Annotated in this window: 15 protein-coding genes; 8 read left to right on the top strand and 7 right to left on the bottom strand. The window is 36.7% G+C overall.

Features of this window, described 5'->3' with window-relative positions; genetic code table 11:
- Nucleotides 1-141 precede the first annotated feature (141 nt).
- Both J2786_RS05460 and pdeM read left to right on the top strand, forming a co-directional pair.
- Entirely contained in the window at nt 142-744 is a 603-nt protein-coding gene (locus J2786_RS05460; protein ID WP_185097535.1) for a 2,3-bisphosphoglycerate-dependent phosphoglycerate mutase, read from the top strand.
- A 48-nt stretch (nt 745-792) separates the two neighbouring features.
- Nucleotides 793-1,437: a ligase-associated DNA damage response endonuclease PdeM gene (pdeM, locus tag J2786_RS05455; protein WP_047430561.1), complete on the top strand. Its 645-nt coding sequence runs from the start codon at nt 793-795 to the stop codon at nt 1,435-1,437.
- 4 nt (nt 1,438-1,441) lie between these two features.
- On the opposite strand, the gene J2786_RS05450 is transcribed toward pdeM, so the two are convergent.
- Nucleotides 1,442-2,296, bottom strand: a complete 855-nt coding sequence (locus J2786_RS05450) for a GLPGLI family protein (RefSeq protein WP_047430563.1) — start codon at nt 2,294-2,296, stop codon at nt 1,442-1,444.
- A gap of 358 nt (nt 2,297-2,654) precedes the next feature.
- The gene (locus J2786_RS05445; RefSeq protein WP_047430566.1) at nt 2,655-3,875 is read right to left on the bottom strand and encodes an MFS transporter; all 1,221 of its coding nucleotides are present in this window, start codon (nt 3,873-3,875) and stop codon (nt 2,655-2,657) included.
- A 149-nt stretch (nt 3,876-4,024) separates the two neighbouring features.
- Here J2786_RS05445 and J2786_RS05440 point away from each other — a divergent pair, with 149 nt between their 5' ends.
- The 4 genes from J2786_RS05440 to J2786_RS05425 all read left to right on the top strand — a co-directional run bounded on the left by J2786_RS05440 (nt 4,025) and on the right by J2786_RS05425 (nt 5,802).
- The gene (locus J2786_RS05440; RefSeq protein ID WP_047430570.1) at nt 4,025-4,615 is read left to right on the top strand and encodes a TetR/AcrR family transcriptional regulator; all 591 of its coding nucleotides are present in this window, start codon (nt 4,025-4,027) and stop codon (nt 4,613-4,615) included.
- Between the two features lie 70 nt (nt 4,616-4,685).
- Entirely contained in the window at nt 4,686-5,144 is a 459-nt protein-coding gene (locus tag J2786_RS05435) for a hypothetical protein (protein WP_047430573.1), read from the top strand.
- Nucleotides 5,145-5,146: 2 nt separating this feature from the next.
- Nucleotides 5,147-5,449, top strand: a complete 303-nt coding sequence (locus tag J2786_RS05430; protein WP_047430576.1) for a DUF3817 domain-containing protein — start codon at nt 5,147-5,149, stop codon at nt 5,447-5,449.
- Complete coding sequence (locus J2786_RS05425; RefSeq protein ID WP_047430580.1) at nt 5,446-5,802, top strand: rhodanese-like domain-containing protein; 357 nt, start codon at nt 5,446-5,448, stop codon at nt 5,800-5,802. The genes J2786_RS05430 and J2786_RS05425 overlap by 4 nt, the downstream gene beginning before the upstream one ends.
- A 43-nt stretch (nt 5,803-5,845) precedes the next feature.
- Here J2786_RS05425 and J2786_RS05420 read toward each other — a convergent pair whose 3' ends face one another.
- Nucleotides 5,846-6,799: a nitrilase family protein gene (locus J2786_RS05420; protein ID WP_047430584.1), complete on the bottom strand. Its 954-nt coding sequence runs from the start codon at nt 6,797-6,799 to the stop codon at nt 5,846-5,848.
- Between the two features lie 64 nt (nt 6,800-6,863).
- The gene (locus J2786_RS05415) at nt 6,864-7,661 is read right to left on the bottom strand and encodes a helix-turn-helix domain-containing protein (protein WP_047430587.1); all 798 of its coding nucleotides are present in this window, start codon (nt 7,659-7,661) and stop codon (nt 6,864-6,866) included.
- Nucleotides 7,662-7,975: 314 nt separating this feature from the next.
- Here J2786_RS05415 and J2786_RS05410 point away from each other — a divergent pair, with 314 nt between their 5' ends.
- Nucleotides 7,976-8,482: a pyridoxamine 5'-phosphate oxidase family protein gene (locus tag J2786_RS05410; RefSeq protein ID WP_047430589.1), complete on the top strand. Its 507-nt coding sequence runs from the start codon at nt 7,976-7,978 to the stop codon at nt 8,480-8,482.
- 98 nt (nt 8,483-8,580) lie between these two features.
- On the opposite strand, the gene J2786_RS05405 is transcribed toward J2786_RS05410, so the two are convergent.
- From J2786_RS05405 to J2786_RS05395, 3 genes are all read right to left on the bottom strand, one after another.
- Entirely contained in the window at nt 8,581-8,814 is a 234-nt protein-coding gene (locus J2786_RS05405) for a thioredoxin domain-containing protein (protein ID WP_047430592.1), read from the bottom strand.
- Nucleotides 8,815-8,823: 9 nt separating this feature from the next.
- Nucleotides 8,824-9,708, bottom strand: a complete 885-nt coding sequence (locus J2786_RS05400) for a dihydrodipicolinate synthase family protein (protein WP_047430595.1) — start codon at nt 9,706-9,708, stop codon at nt 8,824-8,826.
- 137 nt (nt 9,709-9,845) lie between these two features.
- A complete protein-coding gene (locus J2786_RS05395; protein ID WP_047430598.1) occupies nt 9,846-10,301 on the bottom strand; it encodes a cupin domain-containing protein in 456 nt (151 codons plus the stop codon).
- A 101-nt stretch (nt 10,302-10,402) separates the two neighbouring features.
- Here J2786_RS05395 and pdxR point away from each other — a divergent pair, with 101 nt between their 5' ends.
- Nucleotides 10,403-11,830 (top strand): MocR-like pyridoxine biosynthesis transcription factor PdxR, encoded by a 1,428-nt coding sequence (gene pdxR / locus J2786_RS05390; RefSeq protein WP_047430601.1) that lies wholly within the window; start codon nt 10,403-10,405, stop codon nt 11,828-11,830.
- Nucleotides 11,831-12,053: the final 223 nt, after the last annotated feature.

Raw genomic sequence — 12,053 nt, 5'->3', positions numbered from 1 at the left:
TCAAAAAATGATAAAATCAAATAAAAACCTATCGTTTTAATCTTATTCTTAGCCTAATATTCTCCGTTAATTTTCTTGATAAATTTAAATAATCATCGTAACTTAGAGTATAACTTCTCAGAAGTTTAAATAATATAAATAATGGAAAAATTATTCTTGGTCCGTCACGGGCAGTCACTCTGGAATCTGGAAAACAGATTTACAGGGTGGAAAGATATCGATATTACTGAAGCCGGTATTGAAGAAGCCAAAAAAGCAGGTCTTGCGCTAAAAGGGGAAAGAATAGATATAGCATTCACCTCTGCCCTGATCAGAGCACAGCATACCTTATCCATCATCCTGAATGAAATAGGAAATCCCAATATTCCGGTTATCAAAGATAAAGCATTAAACGAACGTTCTTATGGGAATCTTGAAGGATTAAATAAAGCGGAAACGGCTTTGAAATATGGTGATGAACAGGTTCATATCTGGCGCAGATCCTACGACGTAATTCCTCCTGGTGGAGAAAGCCTTAAAGATACTTACAATAGGGTCATTCCCTATTTTGAAAATCAGATAAGACCTTTATTGAAACAAGGCGAAAATGTATTGATTGTCGCCCACGGAAACAGCCTTCGTGCCTTAATCATGTACCTGGAACATCTTTCTCCTGAAGAGATTTTAGAACGGGAGATTGCTACCGGTTTTCCCCTCACCTATATTTTTGATGAAAAATTTCATGTAAGCCGGAAAGTGGGCTGATCCCATTTAAATAGTTTAACTTTAAGCATTCAATTTTCAATTCATCAAGTGTTTATAGCAACTAAAAATATTTCCATCCAAAACGAAACTTTCATTCTGACCAATCAGCGGGCAGTATTCTGGCAAAAAGAAAAAGCATTGATTCTTTCTGATCTGCACATCGGAAAAACGGCTCATTTCCGGAAAAACGGCATTGCACTGGCCAATCATATTATGAAAAGTGATCTGGAAAGATTATCCGCTCTGATTGAATATTTTCAGCCCGAAAAGTTTGTAGTGGTTGGAGATTTGCTCCATGCCGGAGACAATTCTGATGTGGATGAATTCTGTATATGGAAAAGCCAATATCCTGATATTAAGTTTTATCTTATTGAAGGAAACCATGACCGGATTTCAAAAGCTCTGGAAGAAAAATTATGCTTTAATTATAAATCTGAATTACTTGAAATAGAAGGCATCACTTTTATTCATGATTTTGATGCAACAGCATCCGGATTTCAGATTACCGGTCATATTCACCCGGGAATTGTATTGAATTCTGCGGTGAAGAATATCAGACTTCCCTGTTTTGCTCTCAGCAGTAATCAATTATTATTACCTGCTTTCAGCGAATTCACAGGACTGGATACAAAAAATCTGCCTAAGAAAAGTACATTTTTTGTATTTACGGATGCGGATATTTATGAAATTTGATAATTTAAGGTGTCAACTCCAGCGGATTTTGATATTTTTTATTTTCTTCGCTTTCTTTCTCTCTTTTCTTCAGTATTTCCTGTCCTTTTATAATGGTAGTTCCATAGCTTGCGATTACGCCGGCTGCATTGGTTTCTGCATTCGTCTGTGCTTGTTTTAATTTTGCCTGTGTGGTTTCTACAGCTCCGGTGTATCTGCTTTTCTTAATATTGACTTGTCTGTTTTTTAATTGGGAATTAGACGTAGATTTTACCAATTCAAAATCATAATCTCCTTTTTCATCTGTGATTTTTATGATCAAGCCAGGCAATCCACTGAACTTCATGGGACCATACGGAAAAGGTATATCTGTTGAATACCATGCAATCCATCTTCTGCCTTTGAAGTAAACTTCTGCTTTTTTGCAATGAATGGTATTGATTACTTTGGTTTCATTCACTAGATTCCAGTTTTTTATCACTGGTTCTTTATAGGTGAGTAATGACATGAAAGCTGAGTCAAAATACTGTATGCTTTCATTAGATTGTATAATGGTAAAGTTAAAATCAGTTTTTGGAATTAATGTTCCCTTTTTCCATCCCAGCGTTATACTTCCATCTGGATTATTTGTTGTTGTTGTTCCTGCGTTTGCCATTACTGAATCTCCCTTTAGTGATACCGTATTTGCAAAAAATGCACGCTTATCACCTATTTGTAATAAGAATTGGTCTTCATATTTGCTATCTGTTCGAGTTTCAAATTTAGCTTTTAACATATAGGTAAACTCACCACGCAAAGTATCCTGTTTATACGATTTAGCATAGGATAAAATACTACACAACAGAACGAATAGTTGAAGTAACTTTTTATGGTAGTCCATCGGAGATATTTTAATTTTTAGTAGCACTTATAATCAAATATCTTCACTATAAGTGCTTAAATTTACATTAAATAATTTACTCAATAATTAAATTATTATTTTATGTTAAATCATTGAATATCATATGATTTTAACCAAAACCATTTAATTAATGAAAGATATTCTATCATCAAATAGTTATAATTTCATGCATGCTAAATAATTGGATTTAAACAAATTTCTTTAAACTGAAATATTTTTAAAAGCAACATAAAAGCAGATAAATATATCTCTGCCATTCTGATTTATACTTTATTTGATGAAAGATCCTTTCACCAACCCGTGTCAAGGTTTTAAATCTTGACACGGGTAATAAAAACTATATATTCTTCTTACTTAAACGGATACTGTAGATCGTTATCAATACGGTAACCAACAGGAATAAAGCTCCTATCCACGGTGTGCTTCCCAGGCCTAAGGAAGATGTCACAATCATTCCTCCTGCATAAGACCCAATGGCGATACCCATATTAAAAGCCGCAATATTGATCCCTGAAGCAACATCTTCAGTTCCGGGGAGTTCTTTTTCTGCAATCTGTACCACCAATAGCTGAAGTCCGGGAACAGAAGCAAATGATAAAGCTCCTAAGAGGAAAAGTGTAATAATACTAAAAACCGGACTGCTTACTGTAAAATAAAACGCAAGCAATACCAATCCCTGTGCTGCAAACATCCATAAAAGAGCATTCAGAGGATTTTTATTGGCTACTTTTCCCCCGATCAGGTTTCCTAAAGCAATGGCAATTCCGTAAATCAAAAGAATAAAAGTAACTGTAGATTCCTGAAATCCTGTAATTTTCTGTAAAATAGGTGACAGATACGTGAATACCACAAATGTACCTCCATATCCCATCGCGGTCATTAAAAAGGCGAAAATCAATCGTCTGTTGCCCAGTACTTTAAACTGGCTTTTTAAAGAGGCTGTTTTTCCATTTTTAAGATTTTTAGGCACCAGTAACAAGCTGGCAGTCAATCCGATGATCCCAAGGATTGAAACACCGATGAAAGTTGCTCTCCAGCCGAAATGCTGTCCTATAAATGTCCCCAGCGGAACTCCCGTTACAATAGCAAGTGTAAGTCCGGCAAACATAATGGAAATTGCAGTCGCTCTTTTCTCTTCAGGAACCAACGAAGCTGCAATAGTAGAACCGATGGAAAAATATACCCCATGGGCAAACCCTGTAAGTATTCTGGCAAGAACTAACGTGATAAATCCGGGAGCTATAGATGCCAGCCCATTTCCGATAACAAATAACAACATGATGGATACCAACAGCATCTTGCGAGGGATTTTCCCTGTGAGTGCCGTTAAAATCGGTGCTCCGATAGCCACACCTATTGCATAAAGACTTACCAGCAGTCCAGCAGAAGGAATGGTAATTCCAAGATCAGAAGCCACTGTGGGAAGAAGCCCTACAATGACAAATTCGGTAGTTCCTATTCCGAAGGCACTTATCGTTAATGCCCATAAAGCTGCAGGAAGACCTCTTTTGGCTGTCTGTGCTGCAGTATTGATCTGTATTTCTTTTTGAAAGTTCATTGTCTTGTATTTTGTTGATATTGACAAGGCAAATTTCCGACGAATATTTGTATTATAAAAATTATTTAAATTGTATCAAAGTATCAGAATAATGATAGTTTTGTTTTTAGTTTAAAATTTGTTCCTTTGTATAATAATCAGCAGTTTTAATGAAGAAATCAGAAGCAACCCGTCTTACTATTCTCCAGAAAGCGTTCGAATTGATCTATGTAAAAGGTTTTCAGACTACAAGCATTGATGAAATTATTGCAACGACACAGGTGACGAAAGGCGCTTTCTATTATCATTTTAAAACCAAGGATGAAATGGGTCTGGCTATTATTAACGAGCTGATGAAACCCAATTTCAGACGTAACTTTATTGAATCTCTTCAAAACAACAGCAATCCACTGGATAATATTTATGAGATCATCTACAATCTCCTGATGGAAACTGATTTTCTGAAAGTGGAATACGGCTGCCCTACTTCTAATTTTGTGCAGCAAATGGCGCCATGGCATACCGCCTTTACCCAGGCTTTGCATGAACTTTCAAAAGAATGGGAAGAAGCTTTCACCAACAATATTGAAAAAGGAAAAGAAGCCGGAATTATTAAGAAAAACGTCAATGCCAGAGAAGTGAGTGTTTTCGTTATTTCCGGGTACTGGGGAGTCAGAAATCTGGGAAAAGTTGAGAATTCAAAAGAAGTATATCTTGTTTATTTAAAAGGGCTTAAGTCTTATTTTCAAAGCCTGCAATAATTTTTTTATCAAAAAACATACTAACTAGTATGTTTTTATTATACCTTTGCTGTGTTCAAAAAAATATACAATGTATCAAACTCTTACTTTTTTACATTCCCAAACCCGATGGCTGGTTTTACTAAGCTTACTCTACGCAATTTTCCGTGCTTTCAAAGGATATTTTTCAGATCGGAAATTTACAGCAACTGATGATTCTGTAAGACACTGGACAGCCACAATTGCTCATATTCAGTTAATCTTAGGAATGATTTTCTATCTTAAAAGTCCGGTGATACAATATTTCTGGAAAAATTTTCATGAAGCAAAAGATTCTTTTGAACATCTGTTTTTCGGATTCATTCATATGGTTTTAATGATCACAGCGATTATCATCATTACAATTGGTTCTGCGCTGGCTAAAAGAAAGCTTTCAGATAAAGAAAAATTCAAAACGATGGGCATCTGGTTTTCCTGTGCGCTGATCATTATTTTCATTGCCATTCCCTGGCCATTTTCTCCTTTTGCAAACAGACCTTATTTCAGATAATTATGATCAATTTATTTAAAACAAAAATCGGCAGACTGAGAATTCTGGCGATTCTGGAAGGAATTTCATTATTGACGCTGGTATTTATTGCTGTGCCGATGAAATATTGGATGGGAAATCCTTTGTTTGTAAGACTTATCGGACCTGTCCACGGAACATTATTCCTGCTTTTCCTCTTCAATACATTGAGCGTTGGCGTGGAACAGAACTGGAAATTTAAAGAAATAACATGGAAAGTAATTCTTGCCTGCTTTATTCCATTCGGGACATTTTATGTTGACAAAAAAATCCTTAGCAAACTATGAAAAGTCTTCTTATACTTTGCGGAACAGCTTGTATGGTGTATGTTATTTATAAGGTATACCGATTTCAGACTTTAGATAACGGATTACCTGAACTGGTCAGAAAAGGAGCTGTTATTCTTGATGTAAGAACGGAAAAAGAATATGCAACAGGTCATATAGAAGGCTCTGTCAATATTTCATTAGGGACAATCAGAGAACGTTACATGGAATTGGACCCCAAAAAGACCTATATCACCGTATGTTCGCACGGGCTTCGAAGTGTAAAAGTTGAAAATATTCTGAAAGAAAAAGGCTTTCAACAGGTCTACAACGGAGGAGCGTGGACAGATCTGCAGAAAACGCTCAGTCAATAATAAATACAATTCCTCCAGAATCAATTCCGGAGGAATTGTACTTTTAAACAGTTTTATCATCCAGCCATACAACGTTCTGTTCAGACGAATGCTCCTGCCCTATTATATCTCTGTATAAATCAGGTCTACGGGCTTTTATGTACCGATATCCTCCTGCCTGAGTAAGCTTCTCTGGAATCATGACAGCCGATTCAAAACTGTCTTCCCAGGAACGGCATTCTGCAATCACATCACCGAAAGGATCAATAATCATAGAACATCCGTTTTTAAGCTGATCATCATCCATCCCAATTGGATTTGAAAAAATAATATAAGCTCCGTTATCATAAGCTCTGGAAGGAAGCCACTTCATCAGCCAGTCTCTGCCCTTCATTCCATTAAATTCCAGACGTAAAGATGTGGGATCCGCTACCCTGTTTTCCCAAAGCTCAGGATTCACAAATCCTGCTCCAGGCCTTGTAGAAGGGGTACACATGGTAACATGTGGCATAAAAATAATCTCTGCACCAAGAAGCCTTGTCGCTCTTACATTTTCAATAACGTTATTATCATAGCAGATCAAAATTCCACACTTCCAGCCCATAATATCAAACACACAATACTCATTTCCGGGTGTAAGATTCGGATTGATAAAAGGATGAAGCTTTCTGTATTTTGCCTTCAGCCCTGTTTTATCAACACAAACGTACGCTTTGAAAAGATTATCGTGGGCATCTTTTTCAAAAAGTCCGGCCAGGATGGTGATCTCATGCTTAGCGGCAATCTCCTGCAACTTTTTAATACTTCTTCCTTCCGGTACAAGTTCAGCAATATCAAGAAGCTGTTCTCTGGAAAGCTTTCTGGCAAAGGTATAGCCTGTAATGGAGCATTCATGGAAAGCAATCACATGAGATCCTTTGGTTGCGGCCTCACCAGCCAGTTTTTCTATAACGGATAGATTATAAGCTTTATTACCGCTCTTATTTTCAAATTGTGCCGTTGAAATTTTAATATTCATTGATTTTTTTAGCAAAACTAGGTAGTGTTGCTTGGTAAAAATTGTATAAAACCGCCATAGCAGGTTACAGCTCAATAAAATTAACTGCCATTTTATTTTCTGTATTCAAATACTGTTTAGGAGTAAGCCCAATATTATTCTTAAATGCTCTGATAAGATGTGACTGATCAGCATATCCTGCTTCATATGAAAGCATTGTCATATTTTTTTCATCTGTTCCATTATTCAGGATACTTAGAAAGTAATGGAGACGGATGATATTTCCGTATTTTTTGGGCGACATTCCAATATAGTGTTCAAATTTTCTTTCCAGATGGCGCTCCGAATAACCTGTGAAATGCTGCAATTCTTGGGAAGATACAGAACCTTTACTTTGAAGAAGATATCGTTGTGCAGCTGTTATTAAATGATGATCTGTACTTATTCTTTCGTATAAAAAATGGGTAAAAAAGATATTCAGATCATTAATAATGGCTAACGGATTTGATTTATTAAAAAGTTTTTCCTGAAATACTTCCAGTTTACTTTTTAGAGCATCTTCCACGGAAATAATCTGATTACGGGTTTCTTTGGCGGAAGTTTTTAAAAGAATATTCAGAAAATAAGGTTGAAATACAACTGCAACCAGGGAAAATTTTCCTTTTGAAGAAAAATCTTTGTAACTGCGTAATGATCCGTAGAAAAAGGAAAGTGGCATCCGTTCTTTTGAAATACCGGAATAGAGATTCATATCACCGGATAAGATAAGCCCGGAGCTCCCATCAGTAAAGAGCCTTAAACTTTTTATATCTTCTTTGGAATTTTCCAGAAAGATATAATGCCTGATATAAGATGCTAAGTGTTTGGGAGGCGAAATCTGCATTCATCAAATTTACGTAAAACATATTGACAGGAAAATACAATATCTAAATTTAAGACACGCAAAATCAAATATTTAATTCTCTCGCAGATTTTACCAATTACGCAGATATATATACAATCAACTGCGAAATCTGTGTGATCTGCGAGAGATAAAAATTGATAAAATTTTTGCACCTTATGTAGTATTAAGAATTATTCTGTTTCTTCATGATTTCCAAAAAACTATAAGAAATCTATGTAAGGTACCACACTTTATTCCCTTTTGGTCAGGTATTTGAATATTTTAATGAATACCAATAACTAAAATATTATATCATGTCAACAGAAAATCTTACCCATCTCGAAGCGATTAAAAAAATTAAAGAACTTTCAGAAAAAGCAAGAATATGCATGTTTTGTACAGAACTGGAAACCGTTCCTGTCAATTCAAGACCAATGAGCTTACAGGAAACGGATGACAGCGGAAATCTTTGGTTTATCAGCAGTGGAACCAGCAATAAGAATTTTGAAATCAAAGAAGACCGGAGAGTTCAGCTGTTTTTTATGAATAACAGCGATTCCCAATACCTTTCAGTATACGGAGAAGCTTCTGTTTATAAGGACAAAGCAACCATAGAAGATAAATGGTCACCAATGGCTAATGCGTGGTTTGATGGTAAAGATGATCCCAACGTTACAATTATCCGTGTAGAGCCTAAAGAAACCTATTACTGGGATACCAAAGCGGGAAAACTGGTAAGCCTGTTTAGTTTTGTAGCGGCTGCAATCACAGGAAATAAAACCGATAATTCTGACGGTGTAGAAGGAAATGCAACGATTTAGAAAGTTCTGAATAAGCAATAAATCTCCCACAGATTTTACAGCGGGAAAACAAAAATGGCTCAATTTCTTGAGCCGTTTTTATTATAAGATTACTGTTGCTAATTTTTCACATCTTCCATAGATGCTCCAAAATTAATATGCAGAACATTCCCGTTTGGTGTCACTAAGGCAGGCACAGATTTCACACCGGCCTTTTCAGCGTCTTCAATTTTGGTTCTGTCATTACCTAAATGGATAATCTCAACATTTTCCAATCCTATAAGGTTTACGATATCGTGTTCTACGCTCATACATACAGGACATCCTGCATGATAAAAAATGGACTTTTTCATATAATTGTACTAATTAATAAGGGTTTTAATAATATTTTTTAATTCTTCGGATTCTTTTTCGTGAAGAGGTTTTAAAGGGCTTCTCAGATTCCCGCCATCTTCACCCAGAATATTTAGTCCAGATTTCACAGCTCTTGGCAATCCTTTATTCACAATAAATTTTAAAAGATCAAACTGCTGGTAGAAAATCTTTTTTGCCTTTTCAAGATCTCCTTCTTCAACGGCATGATAAAGACTGATATTCAACTCAGGAATAAGATTGGGAGCAGCAGTACACCAACCTCTTGCACCTGCAGAAAATGCAGCCAGTGCCAGAGGATTGGAACCATTATAGAATGCTACTTCTTCTCCCAGTTCCCTTCTCAGACAATGCATTCTCTGGATGTCTCCCGTACTTTCCTTGATCATAGTTACATTGGGAATTTCAAGCAGTCTTTTCAGTAAAGCCGGTGACATATCTACTCCACTTGTTGCGGGATTATTGTACGCCATAATAGGAATTGATATTTTACTGGCTACGGCATCATAATGCGTTACAATTTCGTCGTCAGTTAGCTTCCAGTAGCTCATAGGAATGATCATCACCGCATCTGCTCCTGCTTTTTCTGCAAACTGAGCATGATGGATGGTTTTTTCTGTCGTAAGATTGGAAACCCCTACCAGTGTAGGAATTCTTCCTCTTACCTGCTGTAAAGTAGCTTCCGTAACTTCTTCTTTTTCTTCATCGGACAGATAAGGCATTACTCCTGTACTTCCCAGGGGCGCAATACCGTGACTTCCGGAAGTGATTAACCTTTCTACCAGATGCTTGAAAAGAGGAATGTCTACTTTTTCTTTTTCATCAAAAGGAGTTATGGGATACGCTATAATCCCTTTAAATGGAACATTTTTCATATGCTGTTCGTTTAAAATTTTAAAATAATTTTAAACCATTAAGAAGATTAAGCAAATTTCGCTTTGAAATGAAAATCATCTCCGATATCAAAATAGTTTAGCAATGCCAGATCTCTTAATGGTTTAAATTTCTGATATTAAAGATCTCTTCCTTCCTCTTCTCTCAATGCCACTCCCAGATTTTGTAGTTGAGGAGCATTTTCGCAGGCGATATATTTGGCAGATTCCGTATCACTTAGATTCTGATGCTTATGCCATGCCCATGAAGGAATGTAAACAGCGTCTCCAGCCTCCCAGTACACTCTTTCATCTTCTACTTCTGTCCAGCCTTTACCTTCAATCACAAATAATACAGTTTCATATGTGTGGCGGTGTCTGTTGGTTTGCTGCCCAGGAGTTAATCCACCAATGGTCATACTCACATTTTTGCTTGGCAGATCTACAAAAAAAACAGGGTGTTTTCTTTCTGTTGAAAACTGATTATGCTCTCCTGCATTTTCTACATTTTTATGGATCAAATGGCTTGGTTTTACATACTTTGGTCTTGCAAATGTTTCGTGGAAATCTTTAGAACTGAATTGTTTCTTGTCCATGATTTTAAAATTATTATGGTTTTGTGCTTTATTGCATGACAAAATTACCCTATATTTGGACTGTTTAAATGATTCAGTTTTTACATAAATAGATAGTCCAGATGTTGCGCCCTTGGAAATTGGAATTAGAAATTGATAAAAAGCTTGATAAAGCCGTTTATTTACAGATTGCGGATACCATCATCGGTGATATCCGTTCAGGAAGATTAAAAGCCGGAGACACCCTTCCCGGAAGCCGGAATCTTGCCCAGTCCTTAAAAATTAACCGGAATACGGTTGTAGAAGCCTATCAGGTGTTGATTAATGAAGAATGGGTAATTTCCAGAGAACGAAAAGGAATTTTTGTCTCTGAAAATCTTCCTGCCTTACAGGAAAAGAATGCAGATGTATTGCATCATCCTCTGGACCAGCAGACCGTTTCTAACGGAATGGTAATTAATTTTGATGATGGCCACCCGGACAGTAAAATAGCTCCCGTAACAGAGCTGGCAAGAGCCTACAGACAGATTTTTAGCATCAAAGCCAAATGGCAGATGATGGGTTATGGAAATGAGCATGGTGATGTGGAATTCCGCAAAATGATCTCTCAGATGCTCAATCATCAGCGTGGAATGCATATTCAAGAAAATGACATTTCTATCACCAGGGGAAGCCAGATGGGCATGTTTCTCACCGCCCAAAGTCTTTTGAACCCTGAAGACATAGTCATTGTAGAAGATCCCGGATATCAGCCGGCATGGCAAGCATTTCAGTATGCCGGAGCGCAGCTTTTGCCCGTTCCAGTGGATCACGACGGAATCAGTATTGAGGCTGTTGAAAAGCTCTTAAAACAGCATCAGAATATAAAAGCGATATATATTACTCCTCACAGACAATATCCTACCACGGTTACTTTAAGCCTGGCAAGAAGATTAAGATTGATTGAATTATCCAACCAATACCATATCACCATCATTGAGGATGATTATGACAACGAATTTCATTTCGGATACCGTCCTATTCTCCCGATCTCAAGCTTTCCGGAGCTTCACAATTATGTATATATCGGAACTTTAAGCAAGGTGGTAGCTCCTGCTTTAAGAATCGGCTATCTGGCTACAAAAAATCAGGAACTTCTGAAAAGAATCGGTGATCTGAGAAAGATTATTGATGTACACGGAGATGTCATCATGGAACAGGCAGTTCTTCAGCTGATTAAAGAAGGAGCCATAAAAAAGCATATCAGAAAAGCTACTGTTCATTATAAAAATAAAAGAGATTTTGTCTTTGAACTGTTGACAAAATATATGAAAGACATTGCCGATTTTACATTACCTGAAGGAGGTCTTGCTTTTTGGATCGTTCCTAAAGCAAAACCGGATTGGGATGCTATAACAGAGCTTTTACTGGAAAAAAATATTAAGATTATTCATCCTAAACAATACAGTAAAAACCATGTGAACGGATTCCGGTTAAGCTATGGAGCGCTTTCTGAAGAACAGCTGGAGCAAAGTATCCCTGTTATCGCAGAGATTATCTCGGTTTTTTAACTCCCGCGGATTTCTTTTAGATTTACACGGATGTTTGCGCAATCAAAAAAGCAAAGATTTTTTGACTTATGTAGACTTCTTTGCAGCTTATTTGTACTTAAGCCAACTTAAGTGTTTTAAACTTTTGTGGTAAAATAAATATTTTCTCCTACAGATATCACGGATTACACGGATGTTTGCGCAATCACAAAAGCAAAGATTTTTTGACTTATGTGGACTTCTT

The sequence above is a fragment of the Chryseobacterium vietnamense genome (assembly GCF_031454475.1).
GTDB classification, from domain to species: domain Bacteria; phylum Bacteroidota; class Bacteroidia; order Flavobacteriales; family Weeksellaceae; genus Chryseobacterium; species Chryseobacterium vietnamense.
This window is presented reverse-complemented; position numbering and strand designations above follow the sequence as displayed.